Genomic DNA, 21,649 nt, shown 5'->3' with positions numbered 1-21,649 from the left:
GAGTAGGAGTAATAAAATGAAAATAGCTATACTTTCAAGCCATACATCATCATTGTTTTGGTTTCGTATGGATATGATGAAGGACTTTATAAAAGAAGGCCATACAGTTATTGCACTTGGATCCGAGCCAGAAGAAAACTGGAAAAGTCAATTTAAGGAACATAATATTGATTATAGACAGCTAAACGTTGATCGAAATGGTGTCAATCCATTAAAAGATTTAAAGACATTTAGAACTCTATATAAGTTTATGAAAAAGGAAAAACCTGATAAAATATTTGCGTATCAAGCTAAAACGGTTGTTTATGGGAGTATAGCTGCAAAATTAAATAGTATTTCTGAGGTTTATTCTTTGATTGCAGGACTGGGTTCGATATTTAGGGGAGATGGTTTTAAAAATAAAATAGTAAAGACAATAATGAAAATAGAATATCGACTTGCTTGTAAATGTAGCAAAAAGGTGATTTTTCAGAATCAGGATGATAAATGTGAATTTATATCAAATGGTCTAATAAAAGAAGATAAAACTGCAATTATTGATGGATCTGGAGTCAATCTTGAAAAGTTTAAACCAACCCCTTTACCTTCGAGTCCATCTTTTCTTTTTATCGGAAGACTAATTAAAGATAAAGGAATAATGGAGTATTTGGAAGCTTGTAAAGATGTTAAAGCTAAATATCCAGAGGCTCGTTGCTTACTAGTAGGGCCGTATGATAGTAATCCTTCTGCTCTTAGGTCAGACGAATTGCAACCTTATATAAACAGCGGAGTCATTGAGTATTTTGGTGAGCAAAGTGATGTTAGACCTTTTATATCACAATGTAGTACTTTCGTATTGCCATCTTATCATGAAGGTACCCCTAAAACTGTACTAGAAGCTATGGCAATGGGAAGGTCAATTATTACGAGTGACGCGCCCGGTTGTAGAGAGACAGTTACTGACAAGTTAAATGGTTTTTTGGTAAAAGTAAAAGATATACAAGGATTGACCATTAGGATGGAAGAATTGATTTCTAGTAATGAACTACGTATAGACATGGGCAAAGAAAGTGCAAGAATTGCAAGAGAAAAATATGATGTAAATATTATCAATAAATCTATTATGCAGATAATGGGATTAATATAAAGAGGAGATTTTGATATGAATTTATATGAGCAGATTGTTAATAGACAAGAGAAAATTTCATTAGTAGGACTAGGTTATGTTGGTATGCCGATTGCAGTTGCTTTTGCTAAAAAAGTTGACGTAATTGGATTTGATATAAATAAACAGAAAATCGAACTTTATAAAAATGGAATAGATCCAACAAAAGAAGTTGGAAATGAGATAATCAAGAATACAACAGTTCAATTCACTTCGGATGAATCAAAACTTAAGGAAGCTAAGTTTCATATTGTGGCAGTACCTACGCCAGTTAGAGATGATCATACACCTGATTTAACACCAGTGGAATCTGCGAGTCGAACTCTAGGTAAAAACTTAACAAAAGGATCGATAGTTGTTTTTGAATCTACAGTATATCCCGGTGTAACTGAAGACATCTGTGTTCCAATTTTAGAAAAGGAGTCAGGACTGAAGTGTGGCGTAGACTTTAAAGTTGGCTATTCACCTGAAAGAATAAATCCTGGTGATAAAGTTCATAGACTTGAGACAATAACAAAGGTTGTATCTGGTCAGGACGATGAAGCTTTAGATATTATTTCAAAAGTATATGAATTAGTTGTTGAAGCTGGTGTCTATAAGGCAGAAACCATCAGAGTCGCTGAAGCTGCAAAGGTTATTGAAAATTCTCAACGTGATATTAACATTGCGTTTATGAATGAGCTATCCATTATATTTAATAAAATGGGAATTGATACAAAAGCAGTACTTGAAGCAGCTGGAACAAAATGGAACTTCCTTAACTTTTCACCTGGACTAGTTGGTGGTCATTGTATAGGGGTAGATCCATACTACCTAACGTACAAAGCTGAACAAATGGGGTATCATTCGCAAATCATTCTTTCAGGAAGAAAGATAAATGATGATATGGGTAAATATGTAGCTGAGAATACTGTAAAACAAATGATCAAGACAAATAAACAAATAAATGGTGCAAAAGTAGCTCTCTTTGGTGTTACATTTAAAGAAAATACTCCAGATGTTCGAAATACAAAAGTAGTAGATGTGATTAAAGAATTAGAAGAGTATGGTGTAGAAGTAAAGGTAGTAGATCCTACAGCTGATAAAGAAGATTTAAGGCGTAATTATGGAATTTACCTAAGTGAAGTGGAAGATATAAAAGAAATTGATGCAGCTATCTTTGCTGTTCCGCACAACGAGTTTAGAGCAATTCAACTGGAAGATGTTAAAAAGATGTTTAAATCAACAGAAAGTAATAATGTAGATGCTATGAAAGAGGTAGCTGCAACAATTGACTTTGAAAAAGTGACTGAAAGCGAAAGAAAAGATAATGTACTGATTGATCTTAAAGGGATGTTTAATAGAAAAGAAGCAGAGGATGCTGGATTGGCATATTGGAGGTTATAATAATGGGATATGAAAATATTACATTTCCAGTTGGAAGTAAATTCCTAGTTACTGGATCGGCAGGTTTTATTGGTTCTAATTTGGTAGAAGCTATACTTAAACTTGGTTATAAAGTTAAAGGGTTAGATAATCTTTCAACTGGAAAAAGGGAAAATGTTGAAGAGTTTATAGATAATCCTAATTATGAATTTATAGAAGGAGATATTCGTGATTTAGACACATGCATGAAGGCTTGTGAAGGTGTCGATTACGTATTAAATCAAGCAGCTTGGGGTAGCGTTCCAAGAAGTATTGAAATGCCTTTGTTTTATGAAGAGGTAAATATCAAAGGAACATTAAACATGATGGAAGCTGCTAGACAAAGTGGTGTGAAGAAATTCGTTTATGCTTCAAGTTCATCTGTTTATGGTGACGAGCCTAATCTTCCTAAGCAAGAAGGTAGAGAAGGTAATCTATTGTCACCTTATGCTCTAACAAAAAGGGTAGACGAGGAATATGGAAAATTATATACCAAATTATACGGTCTTGATACTTATGGGCTACGTTATTTCAACGTATTTGGTAGAAGGCAAAATCCTGAGGGCGCCTATGCAGCAGTTATTCCAAAGTTTATTAAACAACTATTAAATGATGAGCAACCAACTATCAATGGAGATGGTAAGCAAAGTCGGGATTTTACATATATTGAAAATGTAATTGAAGCTAACTTGAAGGCATGTTTGGCATCTCATGAAGCCTCAGGACAGGCCTATAATATTGCTTATGGTGGTAGGAAATATCTAATCGATATGTATGATATTTTATGTAATGCATTAGGAAAAGATATCGAACCAATTTTCGGGCCTAATCGTAAAGGGGATATCAAGCACAGTAATGCTGATATTAGTAAGGCGAAAGAAATGCTTAAATATGAACCGACATGGAGTTTTGAAAGAGGAATTGCAGCAGCAATTGAGTGGTATAAGGAGAATCTTTAATATGTCTAAAGGCACCATAATTTATATTGGCGGATTTGAACTACCTGATAAGAATGCAGCGGCGCATAGAGTAATGTCAAACGCAAAGCTATTAAGAAAACTAGGATACTCTATAGTATTTATTGGAATTGACAAGGATATCAATACTAGTAAAAATATAATAAATACACGGCAGGAAATAGAAGGATTTACATCTTACCAAGTACCATATCCTAGATCAAACAAGCAATGGTTTAATCATTTAGTAAGTATAGATCACTTTTTAAAGGTTGTTGAAATGTATAATAATATTGAGGCGGTAATTTGCTATAATTACCAATCCCTTGCATTTGAAAAAATAAGGAAATATTGTAGAAAAAATAAAATTAAGATAATATCTGATTGTACTGAATGGTATGGAAAGAGTGAGGGGAATATTGCATTTCGTATTTTAAAATATTTTGACACTGCACTACGTATGAAAATTATAAACAATAGAGTAGATTCATTAATTGTTGTAAGCAAATATTTGCGTAATTACTACAAGAATAAACCTGCTATTGTTATTCCAACTATTGTTAGTAGAAAGAAACAAAGCAAATCAAAATATATAGAAAATGAAGTCACCAAACTAATTTATGCAGGAGTCCCATTTAGGCTAGGAAAACGATTGAAGAAAAGAAATTCAGCAAAAGATAGATTGGATATTGCAATAAAATTATTATACCAATCTTATAAAAAAGGGATCAAGTTTAGATTTGATATATATGGAATTACAAAAAAACAATATATAGAGGTTTTACCAGAGGATACTTTTATTATTGAGAAGATGGAAAACTATATTTTCTTTCACGGGAGACGTACTAATAGAGAGGTGCAAAATATTATATCTAATGCAGATTTTTCTATATTAATTAGAGATGAAAATAGAACAACAATGGCAGGTTTTCCTACAAAGTTTGCTGAGAGTATCAGTTTAGGTGTCCCAGTAATAACTACTAAAACAAGTGATCTTGTCGATTATCTAGTAGAAGGGAAAAACGGTTTTTTCATAGATATAAAAAAGGAAAATCGTGATGAGGATATTTTCTTTAAGATACTTTCAATAGATAAAGAAAGTAAAAGGGAAATGAAAGAGTATTGTTTAAAAGAAAAGACTTTTGATCCGGAAAATTGGATAGATGATTTTCGATATATATTATAGAGATTTTGGTGGTAAAGTTGTATGGATATATAGGTTTAATTTTATATTGGGGTTTGTCAGGAGCTCTGTAAAAAAAACTTGGGTCTAGGACAGTTTATATTCTTATTGCTGGTGTTGTTCTTAGTTATTGTGCTAAGAAATGTAACAGTTGGTGCCAATCTATGGAGTTATTATTACTTTTATTGTTATATTTGCCATTTCTAAATTATTTCAAATTCTGGAGAAATAAAATAATTATTTGTTACCCTTGGTTTATTTACTATGACTATGCCGTGTTTAAGACAGACGATAGCTATATAGTTACCTACATTTGCTTTTATTTATCTAACTCAAAATAAAAATTCGCCTTTTCTTACTCTTGCTATAGTCAAGTATTCTTTTATAACTCTGTGATAATATTTTTGGTAGTTTTCCTTATTAGAAACAAGGCTTTATCGTTAACGGTATTACTTGTGTACTTTTCTTATTTAGAAAATGAATATTCTTGCTGATAACGTACATTAGTCCTGAAAGTTATCTAAGCGTAAGTACTTAGATATAGAACCAAATATTAGTGTAAATCCCTTAGTTATTACTTTTTTTGATGACCTTTAAGAAGGACATCCATGGATAACGTATTTGCTTTTTTGGCCAAAAGGAATTGAAAAGAAACACAATGGAGAATTCATATTTTGTTATTCTTTGGCTTTAAAAATGGTCATTATTGGAAGAATAACATACTACTTTATGTTTCATAACACAATTCTTACCCTTGATATTATACATGGGGTAAAAAAGAGATTTACAAATTGCTGCAAAAGTTCATGTGTTATTTTTTCCACTCCTTTAATTTCTAATTTCCATACCAGGAGGTAGCTTAGGCATTGATATCTATAAATTATTTTGGGAGTAGGGATAAATTTTGAAGAAAAAAAAAATATTAATGATACATCACTCTGGATTAATAGGAGGAGCAAGCGTAAGCTTTTATAATATTTGGAAGGTATTAGAGGAGAAATACGAGGTTGTTGGTTATATTACCGATGATCCGCCTGAATTTTTGAATTTTCTAAAAGATAAGGGGTTAAACCCGAAAGTATTTCCATTTAGATTAGGTAAACTAACTTATTATAGTGGAGGCAATAACTTATTTAAACCTCGATTTTGGTACCATGCACTACATTCGATATTTCAGATAAATTACTGGAATAGAATAATTAGAAAGGAAAAGCCGGATCTAGTAATTGTTAATTCAAAGGTTCTGTGTTGGATGGGGAAACTTTTTAAAAAAAATAACGTAAAATCGGTTTGTTTTGTTAGAGAAACAATTCTTGGTAATCCAAAAAGTAATATGAATAGATTCATGAAAGATATGTTAGAGGACTTTAGTTTAGTATCATTTATCTCTAATTATGATTTACAAGAATCTGGATTAAAAAAGGCTAGGAAAGTCGTTTCAAAAAATGTCTTGGAAATTAATAATTATAAAGATGAGTTAGGAAAAGTTGCGGCATGTGAGAAGTTTAATATTTCTTCTAATTATTTTAATGTATTATTTGTCGGTGGGATAAACGAATTAAAGGGTATTGATATCGCTCTAAGAGCTATGAAGCATCTGAAAAATGAAGATATTAAGCTAATTATAGCTGGTAAAGACTTGGGGGATATTCAATATCAAAGTTATAAGTCATTACCTAATATAGTTAAACATAGAAAGTCTATTTTATTTTCGAAATCTATTAAGCAATACATTATTCAAAATGGACTAGAAAAAAAAGTTGAATTTATAGGTGTTCAACCTAACATTTCAAAAGCTTTTGGAGCAAGTGACATATTAATTCTTCCAATGAAGCAACCACATCAAGCAAGACCAGTTTTCGAAATTGGAGTACAAAAAAAGCCAGTTATTATAGCTGACTATCCTCACATAAGTGAATTTGTACAAAATGGAGTAAATGGATTAACTTTTCAACCCAATAATTCAAGAGAGTTGGCTTGGAAAATTTTAAAATTAAAAAACAATAAACAATATCTTGAAGAATTAGGTCTTTCCAATTATCAATGCACAATTAAAAACCATACAAAAGAATATGCAATGACTGCATTGTTAAAAGAAATTAACGATTTATTATAGATAGATTAATTTGTGTAAAAAGGTAATCCACGGTGAAACTATTTATTATTGATGTTTATGAAAAAGTAGGTTTGGTATGAGAGATAATTTAAATCTGAAAAATATGGATTACTCGCTATTAACTAAGTATGATTAAGTTTTTAATAGAAAAATATGATTTTTATAATGCTAGTTTGTATAAATAGAATTTTTCTTCAGTCTAGATGTAATTTCACCTTTGAAGAATGATATTAGAGTGATATCAGTAAAATTAAGTCAAACAAATTATCAGCTATTGAAGGAACATAGATTTAGACTGAAATACTAAAGTAAAATTTCTATTATATCAAGGACCTAAAAAGGGAGATGTTTCTATGTTTAATAATAAAACTTTGCTTATAACTGGTGGAACAGGTTCTTTTGGTAATGCAGTAATGGAAAGATTCCTTGATACAGATATAAATGAGATCCGTATATTTTCTCGTGATGAAAAAAAACAAGATGATATGAGAAGAAAATATAACAACGATAAAATCAAATTTTATCTTGGTAACGTAAGAGATCTTGCAAGTGTGAAAAATGCGATGCACGGCGTTGACTACATATTTCATGCAGCAGCACTAAAACAAGTACCTTCTTGTGAGTTTTTTCCGATGGAGGCTGTAAAAACAAATATCAATGGCACAGATAATGTATTAACTGCAGCAATAGAATATGGTGTGAAAAAGGTGATTTGTCTTTCTACAGATAAGGCCGCCTATCCAATAAATGCAATGGGAATTTCAAAAGCAATGATGGAGAAAGTATTTGTTGCTAAATCAAAAACAGTTAATCCAGATAAGACACTTATTTGTGGGACGAGATACGGAAATGTTATGGCTTCACGTGGATCAGTTATTCCATTATTTATTGAACAAATTAAAAATGGAAAACCTTTAACTGTTACTGATCCAAATATGACAAGATTTCTTATGAGTCTAGAAGAGGCAGTTGAATTAGTAGTATTTGCTTTCGAAAATGCTGCTGCAGGAGATATCATGGTTCAAAAATCGCCAGCTAGTACAATTGGTGACCTAGCACAAGCCGTTAAAGAACTATTTAATGCTGAGAATGAAATTAAAATCATTGGCACTCGTCATGGAGAAAAACGTTACGAAACACTTCTTACAAAAGAAGAATATGTAAAGGCAGAAGACTTACCAGGTTTCTATAGAGTTCCTGCAGATCAAAGAGACCTTAACTATGATAAGTATTTTGCAGATGGCGATGAAAATCTCACCTCAGTAGAAGAGTATAATTCGGATAATACAGAAATTCTAACTGTTGAACAAATTAAACGAAAATTAATTGAATTAGAATATGTGCAAAAGGAATTAAAAGAATGGAATGAAAAGAATCACACAATTAATTAAAAGGTGGGATGGACTGATGAAAATTCTTGTTACAGGTGCAAATGGATTTGTAGGGAAAAATCTCATCGTTGAACTGGAAAATAAAGGTTACCATGAAATATTGACGTTTACTAGAGAAAGCGATTCTTCATTACTTGAAGATTATACAAAAGAATGTGATTTTGTCTTTCATTTAGCTGGAGTCAATAGACCAAAAGATGAAGCTGAATTTATGAGAGATAATTTTGATTTAACTGCACATTTACTAGAACTATTAAAGAAACATAACAATAATGCTCCTGTTCTTATTACTTCCTCAATTCAAGCTGAAAGAAATAATCCTTATGGACAAAGTAAGAAGGCTGGGGAGGATTTGTTATTTGATTATTCCAAGGAATCGGGCTCAAAAGTATATGTATACCGTCTGCCAAACTTATTTGGTAAGTGGAGTAAACCAAACTATAATACTGTAGTAGCTACATATTGTCATAATATAGCTAGAGATTTAGATATCCAAGTAAATAACCCAGATGCAGAACTAAACCTTTGTTATATAGATGATGTATTAGAGGAGTTTATGAGTGCCCTAGTGGGAGAACCAACGAGAACAGAACAATATTGTTTTGTTCCCGTGACACATAATATTAAACTTGGAGAGCTTGCAGATTTAATAAAAAGCTTCAAAAAAAGCAGAACGGATTTAAGTATTCCTGATATGGAAGATGCTCTAACTAAGAAACTTTATAGTACTTATTTAAGCTTCTTACCAGAAGATAAGTTTTCTTATGACCTTAAAATGAATACTGACCATAGAGGTTCATTTACAGAATTTATGAGAACTGCTGAAAGAGGGCAAGTTTCTATAAATGTCTCAAAACCTGGAATTACTAAAGGAAACCATTGGCATCATACTAAAAATGAAAAATTCTTAGTTGTAAGTGGAGAAGGTCTGATTCGCTTTAGAAAGATAGATTCAGAAGAAATCTCCGAATATAGAGTAAGTGGTGGAAAATTACAGGTTGTCGATATTCCTACTGGATATACACACTCTATTGTAAATATAGGAGAAAATGACCTCGTAACTGTAATGTGGGCAAATGAATGCTTTGATCCAGAAAAGCCAGATACTTATTTCGTGGAGGTATAATTAATGAAGAAGTTAAATGTCATGACGGTAGTTGGTACAAGACCAGAGATAATAAGACTATCAGCTGTAATAAATAAATTAGATGCATCAAATGCTATTGAACATATTCTTGTTCATACAGGGCAAAATTATGATTACGAATTAAATGAAGTATTCTTTAAGGATTTTAAATTGAAAAAACCAGATTATTTTCTTAACGCAGCTACGGGAACAGCAGTAGAAACTATTGGGAATATTTTAATTAAAATAGATCCTATTATGGAAGAAGTAAAACCAGATGCTATTTTAGTACTTGGTGATACAAATAGCTGTTTATGTGCCATTGCAGCAAAGAGAAAACATATCCCTATATTCCATATGGAAGCCGGTAATCGTTGTTTTGATCAAAGAGTACCGGAAGAAACAAATAGAAAAATTGTTGATCATACAGCTGATATCAACTTGACCTATAGTGATATTGCAAGAGAATATCTTCTTAGAGAAGGACTCCCATCTGATAGAGTGATTAAAACAGGAAGCCCTATGTTCGAGGTTCTAAACTCTAGAAAAGATGATATAGAGAAATCAGTTGTATTAGATAGGTTAGGATTAGAAGAAGGAAACTACTTTGTAGTATCAGCTCATAGAGAGGAAAATATTAATTCAGATACTAACTTTTTAGATTTAGTTGATAGTTTAAACGCAATTGCTGAGAAGTATAATCTGCCAATTATTATAAGTACACATCCTAGAACTAGAAAAATGATTGAAGCTAAAGGAATAAAGTTCAATCAATTAGTTAAAACTATGAAACCTTTAGGGTTTAATGATTATGTGAAACTTCAAATAAAAGCGAAAGCAGTTCTTAGTGACAGTGGAACGATTAGTGAAGAATCTTCTATTCTTGGATTTAGAGCGCTTAATATAAGACAAGCCCATGAAAGACCAGAAGCCATGGAAGAAGCTGCAGTTATGATGGTTGGATTAGGAAAGGAAAGAATATTACAGGGACTAGAAGTTTTGGAATCTCAGGAAAGTAAAACTTTAAGGTTAGTTCGAGACTACAGTATGCCTAATGTTTCAGAAAAAGTCTTAAGAATTATTTTATCATATACCGATTATGTGAACAGAGTAGTCTGGAAATTATAATAGTGTGAATATTAACCGTATCACAATTACCACTACCTCTAAAACCATAAGAATACTTACAAAGGAATTTTTAATATAAGTAAGAATATTCAATGGTTTTCTATATGTAGAAGGGAGTAGTTACTCCAATTATAAACTAATAACGAATTACTCACTTTATACATATATTTTTATTTGAAGAAGGTGTTTGTTTGACCACAGAAGTTAACTATCTAGTAATAATTTCTATTATTATATTAATAGCCTTGTTAGTACCCTTTGAATCACATTTTAATAAATATGTAAAATATTCAATTGTGATTGTTAGCCTATTACCCTTGTCAATAATTGCTTCTATTCGATCAATTGGTACAGATACGACTTCTTATCAGCGAATATTTATAAACCAGGACATAATAAATTTTTCACAATATAGTTTTTTAGAATTATTTAGTTCTCGATATGAACCTGGTTTTTTGTTAATAATTTCAATATTAAAGTCGTTATCATTAGATTATCGAGCTATGTTTTTTGTGTTTTTTTTGATTCCAATCTTTCTTATAATTTATGTTGTGAATAAAGCGGAAATAAAGAACATTTTATTAATTTATACTTTATTTCTTCTTGCATACCTTCTTAAAGGACCAATGGATATAATAAGGCACTTTTTTGCTGCTGCACTATATTTATCTGCATTATTAGCAATTGCACAAAGGAAAAAATTGCGCACTTTATTAAATGTTGGATTGGCAAGTATTTTTCACTATTCTAGTTTAGTTATTTTCGCTATCTTGCCATTCTTTAAAATTAAGTGGACCACTAAAAGATATCTCTTTTTTTTAATTGTGGCATTTCTATCTGGGACATTATTAAAAGGTGCACTTTCAAATGGCATACCTATTTTTACAGATAGCGAATTTGCATTTATTGAAAAAGCACAACTTTATGTCAGTAGCGAGTTTTCATCAGAAAATATAATTAAAGATACTTTACTTAATTTCATGATGATTATGCCAGTGGTGTTAAATATTTTAATTGCCCTTTTTGGTTTGAAATTATTAATGAATGTGAAAGATAATTTTATTTCTATTTTGTTAAAAGCACAAATCATGGGGACTTTAATATCGGTCTTTCTTATGTCAACTGGATCATTAATTGCGGGTTATCGTATGGACTTTCTTTTATCTATTGGTAACTTTCTCTTAATGTATTATATAATTAGTTATTCTAAGCAAAGAAATCAGATATACGTATTTCTTTTATTTATATACTATTTAATTGCCTATAATATAGTTCTTATTATATATTGATAAGCTAAATATTATTAGATTTAGGTAACGTTTAATACACTTTAAGGGAGAAAATCATGAAAAACCTTCACATTTTAAATAATGATAAGTTTACTGAACCCTATATAAACTTCGTAAATAAATACTTTAATTTAAAACAACATCAGTTCGCAGTTATTCCAACTTTAAATACTGTAATTGAAAGCAAATCTAAAAATACTAAATACTTTTACAGCCAACCTTTCGATTTTATACTATTATTAAGATATTTGAATCAAGCTGATCGGATATTTTTACATAGCCTATTTAGTCCGAAGATTATGGTAATATTATTTTTACAGCCATGGTTACTAAAAAAATGTTATTGGATTATTTGGGGTAAAGACTTATATGACTATAATAAAGCACGTGAAAGCATAAAGGCCAAATCAAAGGAATTTTTAAGAGCATTTATAATTAAAAGATTTGGACACATAGTGACTCTAGTTAAGGGAGACTATGATCTCGCAAAAAAATGGTATGGTGTAAAGGGAATGTATCATCATGGAGCTTATATAACTCCAATATCAAAAAAAAATTTAGACACCCTTCCACTAAGTGAAAGAAAAAAAGAGCAACTGATTATACAGATTGGAAATTCTGCAGATCCAACAAATAATCATCTTGAAGCGTTAAACAAATTAGCACGTTTTAGAGAAAAAAACATAATTATTTATGTACCCTTATCATATGCCGGAAATAAAACTTATGTAAATTTAATAATTGAGGAAGGGAAAAGAATCTTTGGGGATAAGTTTATTCCTTTAACCGAATTTCTACCTTCAAAAGAATATAGCAATTATCTTAATAATATTGATATTGCAATCTTCAATAATGACAGGCAGCAAGCATTAGGGAATATCTATGCACTTTTGTATTTGAATAAAAAGGTTTTTATTAGATCTGATACGTCAATGTGGCTACATTTTAAAGAAAAGTTTAATATTGAAATGAATGATTTCTTGGCAATTGAAAAGTTTAATTTTAACGAATTCGCATATTCAACTGGTGTAAACAATCAAAAGAAAATTACTAAAGTTTTTAGTGAAGATTATTTTGTAAGTATTTGGGAACCAATTTTTAATGATTAGAACGAAAAATAATATATTGCTCAAAAGGAAGTTTATTGAATGGGACATGAAGTAACAAAAAAAGATGTTATTACTTCTCTTTTATGGAAACTATTAGAGCGAGGTGGAACACAAGGGATTCAATTTATTGTGACTATTGTGCTAGCTCGTATTCTTTTACCAGAAGAATTTGGTTTAATTGTACTAGTAACAATTTTTATTTCTATTGCTGGAATTTTTGTTCAAAGTGGATTTAATATGGCACTTATTCAAAAAAAAGATGCAGATGAAGTTGATTTTTCTTCAGTCTTCTATTTAAGTTTATTGGTGGCAGGTATATTATATATAATTCTTTTTTTTACTGCACCATTTATAGCTTCTTTTTTTGGGGAAACAGAATTAACTTCTGTTCTTAGAGTTTTATCGATCATCCTCTTCTTTGGAGCATTCAATTCTATACAAATTGCAGTTATTTCTAGAAATATGCAATTCAAAAAATTATTTACTAGTAGTTTGGGGGCCGTTATTATTTCTGCTATAGTGGGCATAGGAATGGCATATAATAATTATGGTGTTTGGGCTTTAGTAGGACAACAATTATCAAATCAGTTATCTATAATGGTAATTTTATGGTTTACAGTTAATTGGCGTCCAAAATTAACTTTCTCAATAGAAAGAGTTAAAAGTCTTTTTTCATTTGGTTGGAAACTATTAGTTTCCAATTTAATAGATATACTATACAAAAACTTACAAAGTTTATTTGTTGGAAGAATGTATGATTCTGCAACATTAGGATTTTATAATAGAGGAGAACAATTTCCAAAACTCATTGTTAGTAATATAGATGGATCTATTCAATCAGTAATGCTTCCAACTTTGTCATCTTATCAGGATAACAAAAAGAAATTCAAGGTTATTGTTAGAAGATCTGTAGTTACAAGTTCTTTTATAGTTTTTCCAATGATGGTTGGAATGGCTATTGCTGCTGAGCCGTTAATTAAAATTGTATTGACAGATAAATGGTTACCAGCAGTTCCATTTCTACAGATTTTTTGTGTCTCTTTCGCATTATGGCCAATTCATACAGCTAATTTGCAAGCTGTTAATGCACTTGGACGTAGCGATGTATTTTTAAAGCTAGAAATTATTAAAAAAATCGTTGGTTTGATAATTTTAGGAATAAGTATACCATTTGGCGTCTACGCGATCGCTATAGGAGTTTTAATTACTAGTATAATATCAACTTTTATTAATGCTTTTCCGAATTCTAAGATAATTAATTATTCTATTCCTGAGCAATTCAAAGACATAGTTCCATCTTTAATTTTATCTTTAGTGATGGGGATATTAGTATATATTATTAAGTTTTTTGAACTAGGGACTTTGTTAACTCTGTTATTACAAATATTTTTTGGAGTAATTATTTACATTGGGTTAGCGAAACTATTTAGACTTGAATGTTATAATTATCTAATTAGTACGGCAAAGGAAATTCTCAAAAGGAAAAATTAGTTAATTTTTAGGTTATCTAGTAAAATATGAACTGATAATACCATTAATTTTTCGGTTAAACTAAAGCGAAAAACATTATAAAGGAATGATAAAATTGAACAGTTTTTATACTTATGCTGAATTAAATGAATTACGATTTGCATATCTAGGAGATAATGTCTTCATAAGTAAAAAAGCATCAATCTATGGGGCCAATAATATGATAATTGGAGACAATGTTCGAATCGACGATTTCTGTATTCTAAGTGGAAAAATTACCATTGGAAATTATATTCATATTGCGGCTCATACTGCTCTATATGGCGGGGAAAATGGTATAGAAATTAGTGATTATGCAAACATATCCTCTAAAATAGCGATATATTCAATAAGTGATGATTATTCCGGTGAAACAATGACTAATCCCATGATTCCAGATAAATATAAAAATATCCAAAGTGAAAAAGTTATAATTGAAAAGCATGTAATAATAGGGGCGGGGTCTGTAATTTTACCAGGAGTGAGATTGAGAGAAGGAAGTTCATTTGGTGCAATGACCCTTATTAATAAAAGTTCGGAGCCTTGGAGTATTAATGCAGGTATCCCATTTAGAAAAATTAAAGAAAGAAGTAAAAACTTACTTCTCTTGGAAGAAAAATTTAAGAAGGAGCTCTTATAATAATGAAAAATCCAATACAAGTTACTCGCTCATCCATGCCAATGTTTGAGGAGTATATTGAAGAAATAAGAGATTTATGGGATAGCCATTGGTTGACTAACATGGGGATAAAACATAACCAATTAGAAAAACAACTAAGAGATTATTTAATGGTTCCTAATGTGTCTTTGTTTACCAACGGACATTTAGCATTAGAAATAGCTATTGAGGCTCTTGAATTAACTGGTGAGGTAATTACCACTCCATTTACTTTTGCATCTACAACACATGCTATTGTCAGAAAAGGGCTAACACCAGTATTCTGTGATATCAATCCTGAAGATTACACAATACAAACAGAATCTATTGAAGAATTGATAACGGAGAAGACTTCTGCAATTATTCCTGTACATGTTTACGGTAATATTTGCAATGTAAATGAGATAGAAAGAATTGCAAAAAAACATAATCTCAAAGTTATTTATGATGCAGCACATGCTTTTGGAGTTACTGTTAATGGAGAAAGCGTTGCAAATTATGGAGATGCTTCTATGTTTAGTTTTCATGCCACAAAAGTCTTTAATACAATTGAAGGTGGAGCAATAGCCTTCAAAGATTCTGACTTAAAAGATACTTTAAACGTACTTAAGAACTTTGGTATCACCAGTCAAGGATCAATTGACTATGTCGCTGGTAATGCTAAAATGAATGAATTCCAAGCGGCTATGGGACTATGTAATCTTAATTATGTGGATGAAGAAATAGAAAAAAGAAAAAAGGTTTTTAAGAAATATATTGAACTATTAGGTGATATTAAAGGAATTAAACTCTCCGAACCACAAGACGGGATTAATAGCAATTATGCATACTTTCCTGTAGTATTTGATGATTACAAATATAACAGAGACGTAGTGTTAGAGAAACTTAGTAATGAGAATATATATGCAAGGAAATATTTTTATCCATTAACTAGTGAGTTTATTTGCTATCAGGATTCCTTTAAGATTCAAGAAACACCGATTGCAAGTTATATAGCCGATAGAGTATTAACATTACCTTTATTTTCGGATCTATCTTTGGAAGAAGTTGAAAGAATCTGCGAAATCATAAAAAAGTAGGAGGTATACCATGAAAGGAATTATTTTGGCTGGGGGTTCCGGGACAAGGCTTTATCCATTGACAAAAGCAGTATCAAAACAAATATTACCGGTTTATGATAAACCTATGATCTATTATCCGTTATCAGTATTAATGCTTGCGGGAATTAAGGAAATATTAATAATTTCTACACCTAGAGATATAGTGGTATTTCAGGAATTATTAGGGGACGGAAGTAAGTTAGGTATGAAATTAGAATTTGCGATACAAGAGGAACCCAATGGCTTAGCTGAAGCATTTGTAATAGGTGAAGATTTTATTGGAGATTCATCAGTGGCTTTAGTTCTAGGTGATAATATTTTTTATGGCTCGGATTTCGGAAATAGGTTAAAAAGAGCAGCAACTTTACAAGAAGGTGGTATCATTTTTGGATGCTATGTCAATGATCCACGTGCTTACGGTGTAGTTGAAGTTGATGAAAATAATAATGCTATTTCAATTGAAGAAAAACCAGAGAATCCCAAATCTTCATTTGCCGTACCAGGATTATATTTCTTTGACAATGAAGTAGTTGCGATTGCAAAAAATGTTAAACCATCTGAACGTGGTGAGAAAGAGATTACTTCAGTTATTAATCACTACTTAAAAAAAGGTCGCTTAAAGGTAGAGATTTTAGGTCGTGGACTAGCCTGGCTAGATACAGGTGTTCATGAGTCATTGTTAGAGGCATCAAACTTTGTAGAAGCAATTCAAAAACGACAAGGACTATACATAGCATGTATTGAAGAAATTGCTTATAGAAAAGAGTATATTACTAAAGAACAATTAATAGACTTAGCACAACCTTTATTAAAAACCGCTTACGGCAAATATTTATTAGATGTTGCAAATAATATCTAGGGTTAAAATAAGAATAAGATAAAATTAGAGGTGAAATAAATGTCAAATAAGAAAGTACTAGTTACTGGTGGATCAGGCTTTATAGGCGGTAACTTTGTTCAGTACATGGTGGATAAATACCCTGAATATGATATCTATAATTTGGATCTATTAACTTATGCTGGCGATTTAACGAAACATAGTAGTATTGAGTCAAAAGAAAATTACCATTTCATAAAAGTAGATATTGTTGACCGTGAAGCTGTAAATTCTTTGTTTGAAAAGGAAAATTTTGATTTTGTTGTTCACTTCGCTGCGGAAAGCCATGTGGACCGCTCCATTACTGATCCGGAGGTATTCGTTCGGACAAATGTTTTAGGGACTCAAGTATTACTAGATGCATCCAAACAAATTGATATAGATAAGTTTGTTCATGTATCTACAGATGAAGTATATGGAGAATTAGATTTTGATCCTACAAATTTTTTCACAGAAGATACACCACTACAGCCGAATAGCCCATACAGTGCAAGTAAAGCCTCTTCAGATTTATTAGTTCGTTCATATCATGAAACATATGGTTTACCAGTTAACATCACTCGTTGTTCCAATAACTATGGACCATATCATTTTCCAGAAAAACTAATACCATTAACAATCTCACGAGTGTTAAATGATGAAAAGGTTCCTGTATACGGGGATGGGAAAAACATACGTGATTGGTTACATGTTCTTGACCATTGTGCTGCAATTGATTTAGTGATGCATGAGGGGGGAAATGGTGAAGTTTATAATGTGGGTGGACATAATGAACGAACAAATTTAGAAGTGGTTAAAACGATTATTAGTGCATTAGGTAAGTCAGAAGACTTAATTGAATTTGTTAAAGATCGTTTAGGGCATGATAAGCGATATGCTATTGATCCAACTAAGTTAGAGCAATTAGGTTGGAAGCCAACATATACGTTTGAAACTGGAATAGCTCAAACTATACAGTGGTATCTTGATAATAAAGAATGGTGGGAGCGAATTATTAGCGGTGATTATCAGAATTATTTTGAGAAGCAATATAACGTTTAAGTGTTATTTTGAAAAGAATTTTTTGGGAAATTAACAGAAAAATACATTTAAGGAAAAACACCATTAAATCTACAGTCTACGAACAGAGATCTATGGGGTAAGACTATGTGATGAACATGGAGCGCAACATATAGTGGGTTATTTGCCGCTCAAGAACTAGCCATTCGCTCGTAGCGGGTCTTGAAGGCCAGTGATGATTCAAGTATTTAAGCGTAAGTTGGTAATAGCCGAAAGTCAAGCAAGTTGAAGGATTGAGCTTCGAAAACTCAAATTAGAAGGGCTGATGTGCTGGTCTGTATAGAAATTCAATATCTCTATTCTCTTAAAATGGCAAGAAGAGAATAGGGGATTGTTGGGAACAGCTCCAATTCACATTATGCCTTCAAATTTTATGGCGATGTTAAAAGAATTATCGTTCCAGGGAATGCCAAGGTAAGATCCTCCCCACAATAAAACTTCGGATTAAAATAGCGGAATAAACGAACGTGGGTTCTGTTTTTCCTTTTCTAATACATTATCTTATATAAAAAAGCGATAAAGGGTGGCAACGATTGTACGGTCTATTGGTTTAAAAGGAATGGCCTATTATACTCAAGTGAAAGTTCAATTGCTACCAGAGGGAGGGTGTGAATATTGTTGGTCTACCAGATGATACGGTGAAGGGATAGAAGAAAGGAGATAGAGATCATGGTTAATCGTGCCCCTTTTCGACAATAATGACAGAAAGAATCCCTGTCAGTGCTTTTATTGTGTCGTCGAATGATATAACACCTAGAAAAGCTGGAATAGGATCGTGTAAATTCCTTTGTTTTCTTCGTAGTACCGATGGCCATAACAATTCAAAATAGGTCTACTTTTTTCTGTTCCATCACATGCTTATGTGGGACCCTGAGGATATGGGAAAAGCTCTGTAAGAAAAATTATTCCTTTATTTGTCATTGGTAGACAGCTCTTTATTTACCCAGTAAATATGTTTTCCATATTAACACCAAGTGCTCGTGATATCCTATAACAAGAAACAATATGAAAACCTTTATCACCAAGCTTAATATACCTTAGATTTCTCTTATCTAGATTAGCTATCTCAGCTAACTCTTTAAGTGACTTTAGCTGTTTTATTGGATAGTTGTATAATGCATAATAAAAGTACAGAGTATTGCAACCCAAATGTTAGAAGGTTGTACAAATAAAAAGGCATGCCAGCCCTAACGAAATACCCTACCGTTAATAGTGACTAAACAATCAATGGTGGAGGTAAGTGAAAGGATGCTAGCAATGCCTGAAATTAATCATATCAAAAATTTACGTAATAATAAATAGTAAAACGAACCGGTTTTGCTTGGAAAACCGTTAAGAAACACGCGGATGAAGATCAATTACCCGAGGAAATAACACCTGTTAAAAAGGGTATGATGTATGAAGAAAAGTGGGGAGAAATTGTATCCGACTGGCTAATGGAGAATCAAGCACTTAAAAAGAAATTGCGAAGGAACAATAAGAATATATTTGAACAATTACAACAATTAGGGTTCTTAGGTTCTTAGCGAACTGTTTGTAACTTTATCGCTGATTGGAAAGATAGAATGATAGATGGAGCTGACACAATAAAAGAAGAATTTGATAGGCTAACACATCCCCCGGCTGAAGCACAGATAGATTTTGGAGTTACAGAAGTTGTGCAAGATGGGAAAGTAAAAGATATCCATTGTTTGATATTGAGCTTGCCCTTCAGTAATGGGGGCTTCGTAACACCGTTACCAGCAGAAAATCAGGAGTGCTTTTTGGAAGGTATTAAAATACTTTTTGCCCAAGCCGGTTTTGTTCCGAGGAAACTATGGTTAGATAATCTATCAGCTGCGGTTGTAAAGGCTAGAGGTCGTGGTCAGGAGACCATTTTTACAGAGGATTTTCAACGCTTTGCGAATCACTATGGATTTGAACCACAGGCCTGTAATCCTAGGAAGGGAAACGAAAAAGGACATGTAGAAAACAAGGTTGGTTACGTTCGATATAATTTCTTTACGCCGTCTCCCGTTGTTCAGGATATAACTCACTTACGTGATCTACTGTTGAAACATTGTCAGGATGATCATTTAAGGCGGCATTATAAAAAGGAAATTATTATCGCTGATTTAATAGAGGAAGAAAAGAAATATGGTCTCGCATTACCTAAACAGAATATCCAGTATTTAATAAAACAATGGCTTCAGCTAATAAATATGGTGAGGTAAAGATTGATGGAAAGGAAATCCACATACCGAATAGTTATCACTATACACAATTGTATGTAATTAAGTACTGGGATGATTTTAAAGTGTCTCTCCGCAAGGAGAAGTACTTTCTAAGGGACCGAGACCATATATGAATCGCTCGAGAGAAATCCCATGGCAATCCATTTTGAAAAATTGGATGAGGAAACCAAGATCAATTACCTATTCTCGATACTTCCCACATCTTCCAGGAAGAATCGCCCATCATTTGAATAGTGAGTCAATGAAACTCAGAAAAGAACGTGTCGATTGGTTAATGAGTTTAATAATAAAATATAGTATGCAAAAAATAGATGAGCGCTTCTATGAACTGTTATCAGTAGATAAAAAAGAAAATGGAAATGAATCATTTCATGATTCGATTGCACGTCCTTATAATGTCAATTGGAGTATCTATGACTCCCTCCGACCATTAAATCATTCGTTGAAAGGAGAGGAAGTATAGCATGTCTAATTTGATTAGAGAGAAATGTAAATCGTTGCGTTTAGCATATGTCGCAGATATATATGAGCAGGTTTCCTTCGAGAATCCCGAGCAGTAAATCGTAGCCCTATTACAACAGGAATTAGAACATAGAGAGGTAGCTAAAGGAGAGCGTCTAATCAAAAAGGAGAAATTCATGAATGAGAAAGAATTAGATGGGTATCAATGGAGTGAACATATACGTTTTCCACCACAATTGGATAAAGAAAGTCTCGAATCTCTATATTTTATCGATAAAAAAGAGAATCTAATTTTAGCAGGCGCACCTGGGACTGGGAAGTCTCATCTCGTAACAGTAGAAATGGATATGAAGTTCGTTTCTACCGAGTGGCTGATTTGGTGGAACTACTTGAAAAGTCTTGGAGAGAAGGAAGGTTCCAATCCTTACGCAACAGGTTTAAAAAAGTAGATATGGTTATTTTAGACGAGATGGGATATGTCCCATTCAGCATGGAAGGCGCTGAATTATTATTCCAATTGATATGATTACATCCAATTTAGAATTTAGTCAATGGAATAGAATATTTGCAGATGCACGTTTGACAGCTGCATTAGTGGATCGGGTGATTCACCACGCACACATTTTAAGCTTTACTGGAGATAGTTATCGCTTCACACATGCGCTTTCGAACCAACAATCATAATAAAATATAAGGGCTGGCAAAGTTCTAACTTTTTCATTGCAATCTTCTAACCTTTTAAGGAATTTGGTGTCAGACCCCCACTACATTAATGTGCTAAAGTGCACAGTGGTTGATTGTTAATTGTAGGTTATTATTTAAATGTTGTATTCATACTAGTTTGAACCATCCTTTGGAAACTGAACAAAAGGATGGTTTTTCATGTATCAACTTATATATGATT

18 protein-coding genes and 1 pseudogene are annotated in these 21,649 nt (G+C 32.0%); all 19 read left to right on the top strand.

Going from position 1 to position 21,649, the window contains the following annotated elements; translation table 11 throughout:
- Window positions 1–16: 16 nt before the first annotated feature.
- A complete protein-coding gene (locus CWR48_RS03405; protein WP_115771628.1) occupies window positions 17–1,126 on the top strand; it encodes a glycosyltransferase family 4 protein in 1,110 nt (369 codons plus the stop codon).
- Window positions 1,127–1,141: 15 nt separating this feature from the next.
- A complete protein-coding gene (locus CWR48_RS03400; protein WP_115771627.1) occupies window positions 1,142–2,530 on the top strand; it encodes a nucleotide sugar dehydrogenase in 1,389 nt (462 codons plus the stop codon).
- A 2-nt stretch (window positions 2,531–2,532) separates the two neighbouring features.
- The gene (locus CWR48_RS03395; protein ID WP_115771626.1) at window positions 2,533–3,507 is read left to right on the top strand and encodes an SDR family oxidoreductase; all 975 of its coding nucleotides are present in this window, start codon (window positions 2,533–2,535) and stop codon (window positions 3,505–3,507) included.
- A 1-nt stretch (window position 3,508) separates the two neighbouring features.
- Window positions 3,509–4,690 (top strand): glycosyltransferase, encoded by a 1,182-nt coding sequence (locus CWR48_RS03390; RefSeq protein ID WP_170140683.1) that lies wholly within the window; start codon window positions 3,509–3,511, stop codon window positions 4,688–4,690.
- A gap of 901 nt (window positions 4,691–5,591) precedes the next feature.
- A complete protein-coding gene (locus CWR48_RS03385) occupies window positions 5,592–6,803 on the top strand; it encodes a glycosyltransferase family 4 protein (protein ID WP_115771624.1) in 1,212 nt (403 codons plus the stop codon).
- 353 nt (window positions 6,804–7,156) lie between these two features.
- Window positions 7,157–8,194, top strand: a complete 1,038-nt coding sequence (locus CWR48_RS03380; protein WP_115771623.1) for a polysaccharide biosynthesis protein — start codon at window positions 7,157–7,159, stop codon at window positions 8,192–8,194.
- 16 nt (window positions 8,195–8,210) lie between these two features.
- Window positions 8,211–9,320 (top strand): capsular polysaccharide biosynthesis protein CapF, encoded by a 1,110-nt coding sequence (locus CWR48_RS03375; RefSeq protein ID WP_115771673.1) that lies wholly within the window; start codon window positions 8,211–8,213, stop codon window positions 9,318–9,320.
- 3 nt (window positions 9,321–9,323) lie between these two features.
- Window positions 9,324–10,448 (top strand): non-hydrolyzing UDP-N-acetylglucosamine 2-epimerase, encoded by a 1,125-nt coding sequence (gene wecB, locus CWR48_RS03370; protein ID WP_115771622.1) that lies wholly within the window; start codon window positions 9,324–9,326, stop codon window positions 10,446–10,448.
- Between the two features lie 191 nt (window positions 10,449–10,639).
- Window positions 10,640–11,737, top strand: a complete 1,098-nt coding sequence (locus tag CWR48_RS03365; protein ID WP_170140682.1) for an EpsG family protein — start codon at window positions 10,640–10,642, stop codon at window positions 11,735–11,737.
- Window positions 11,738–11,793: 56 nt separating this feature from the next.
- Window positions 11,794–12,846, top strand: coding sequence for a TDP-N-acetylfucosamine:lipid II N-acetylfucosaminyltransferase family protein (locus tag CWR48_RS03360; RefSeq protein WP_115771620.1), 1,053 nt, complete (start codon window positions 11,794–11,796; stop codon window positions 12,844–12,846).
- A gap of 39 nt (window positions 12,847–12,885) precedes the next feature.
- The gene (locus CWR48_RS03355) at window positions 12,886–14,337 is read left to right on the top strand and encodes a lipopolysaccharide biosynthesis protein (protein WP_115771619.1); all 1,452 of its coding nucleotides are present in this window, start codon (window positions 12,886–12,888) and stop codon (window positions 14,335–14,337) included.
- Window positions 14,338–14,431: 94 nt separating this feature from the next.
- Entirely contained in the window at window positions 14,432–14,995 is a 564-nt protein-coding gene (locus tag CWR48_RS03350) for an acyltransferase (RefSeq protein ID WP_115771618.1), read from the top strand.
- A 2-nt stretch (window positions 14,996–14,997) separates the two neighbouring features.
- The gene (locus tag CWR48_RS03345; RefSeq protein ID WP_115771617.1) at window positions 14,998–16,092 is read left to right on the top strand and encodes a DegT/DnrJ/EryC1/StrS family aminotransferase; all 1,095 of its coding nucleotides are present in this window, start codon (window positions 14,998–15,000) and stop codon (window positions 16,090–16,092) included.
- 10 nt (window positions 16,093–16,102) lie between these two features.
- Window positions 16,103–16,972, top strand: coding sequence for a glucose-1-phosphate thymidylyltransferase RfbA (rfbA, locus tag CWR48_RS03340; protein WP_115771616.1), 870 nt, complete (start codon window positions 16,103–16,105; stop codon window positions 16,970–16,972).
- Between the two features lie 39 nt (window positions 16,973–17,011).
- On the top strand, window positions 17,012–18,031 hold the full coding sequence (rfbB, locus tag CWR48_RS03335) for a dTDP-glucose 4,6-dehydratase (protein ID WP_115771615.1): 1,020 nt from the start codon (window positions 17,012–17,014) through the stop codon (window positions 18,029–18,031).
- A gap of 1,409 nt (window positions 18,032–19,440) precedes the next feature.
- Complete coding sequence (locus tag CWR48_RS20970) at window positions 19,441–19,575, top strand: hypothetical protein (RefSeq protein ID WP_281270236.1); 135 nt, start codon at window positions 19,441–19,443, stop codon at window positions 19,573–19,575.
- Between the two features lie 39 nt (window positions 19,576–19,614).
- Entirely contained in the window at window positions 19,615–20,262 is a 648-nt protein-coding gene (gene istA / locus CWR48_RS20705) for an IS21 family transposase (RefSeq protein WP_245976700.1), read from the top strand.
- Window positions 20,263–20,392: 130 nt separating this feature from the next.
- Window positions 20,393–20,746, top strand: coding sequence for a hypothetical protein (locus CWR48_RS20700; RefSeq protein ID WP_245976699.1), 354 nt, complete (start codon window positions 20,393–20,395; stop codon window positions 20,744–20,746).
- A 1-nt stretch (window position 20,747) separates the two neighbouring features.
- Window positions 20,748–21,429, top strand: a pseudogene (locus CWR48_RS03325) (ATP-binding protein).
- Window positions 21,430–21,649: the final 220 nt, after the last annotated feature.

The sequence above is a fragment of the Oceanobacillus arenosus genome (assembly GCF_003369575.1).
GTDB lineage: Bacteria > Bacillota > Bacilli > Bacillales > Amphibacillaceae > Oceanobacillus > Oceanobacillus arenosus.
This window is presented reverse-complemented; position numbering and strand designations above follow the sequence as displayed.

Coding starts and splice junctions, on each gene's coding strand:
- CWR48_RS03395 (WP_115771626.1), top strand. CDS start 2,533: ATGGGATATGAAAATATTACATTTCCAGTTGGAAGTAAATTCCTAGTT.
- CWR48_RS03400 (WP_115771627.1), top strand. CDS start 1,142: ATGAATTTATATGAGCAGATTGTTAATAGACAAGAGAAAATTTCATTA.
- CWR48_RS03390 (WP_170140683.1), top strand. CDS start 3,509: ATGTCTAAAGGCACCATAATTTATATTGGCGGATTTGAACTACCTGAT.
- CWR48_RS03360 (WP_115771620.1), top strand. CDS start 11,794: ATGAAAAACCTTCACATTTTAAATAATGATAAGTTTACTGAACCCTAT.
- rfbA (WP_115771616.1), top strand. CDS start 16,103: ATGAAAGGAATTATTTTGGCTGGGGGTTCCGGGACAAGGCTTTATCCA.
- CWR48_RS03380 (WP_115771623.1), top strand. CDS start 7,157: ATGTTTAATAATAAAACTTTGCTTATAACTGGTGGAACAGGTTCTTTT.
- CWR48_RS03355 (WP_115771619.1), top strand. CDS start 12,886: ATGGGACATGAAGTAACAAAAAAAGATGTTATTACTTCTCTTTTATGG.
- CWR48_RS03345 (WP_115771617.1), top strand. CDS start 14,998: ATGAAAAATCCAATACAAGTTACTCGCTCATCCATGCCAATGTTTGAG.
- rfbB (WP_115771615.1), top strand. CDS start 17,012: ATGTCAAATAAGAAAGTACTAGTTACTGGTGGATCAGGCTTTATAGGC.
- CWR48_RS03375 (WP_115771673.1), top strand. CDS start 8,211: ATGAAAATTCTTGTTACAGGTGCAAATGGATTTGTAGGGAAAAATCTC.
- CWR48_RS20700 (WP_245976699.1), top strand. CDS start 20,393: ATGAATCGCTCGAGAGAAATCCCATGGCAATCCATTTTGAAAAATTGG.
- istA (WP_245976700.1), top strand. CDS start 19,615: ATGATAGATGGAGCTGACACAATAAAAGAAGAATTTGATAGGCTAACA.
- CWR48_RS03405 (WP_115771628.1), top strand. CDS start 17: ATGAAAATAGCTATACTTTCAAGCCATACATCATCATTGTTTTGGTTT.
- CWR48_RS20970 (WP_281270236.1), top strand. CDS start 19,441: ATGATGTATGAAGAAAAGTGGGGAGAAATTGTATCCGACTGGCTAATG.
- wecB (WP_115771622.1), top strand. CDS start 9,324: ATGAAGAAGTTAAATGTCATGACGGTAGTTGGTACAAGACCAGAGATA.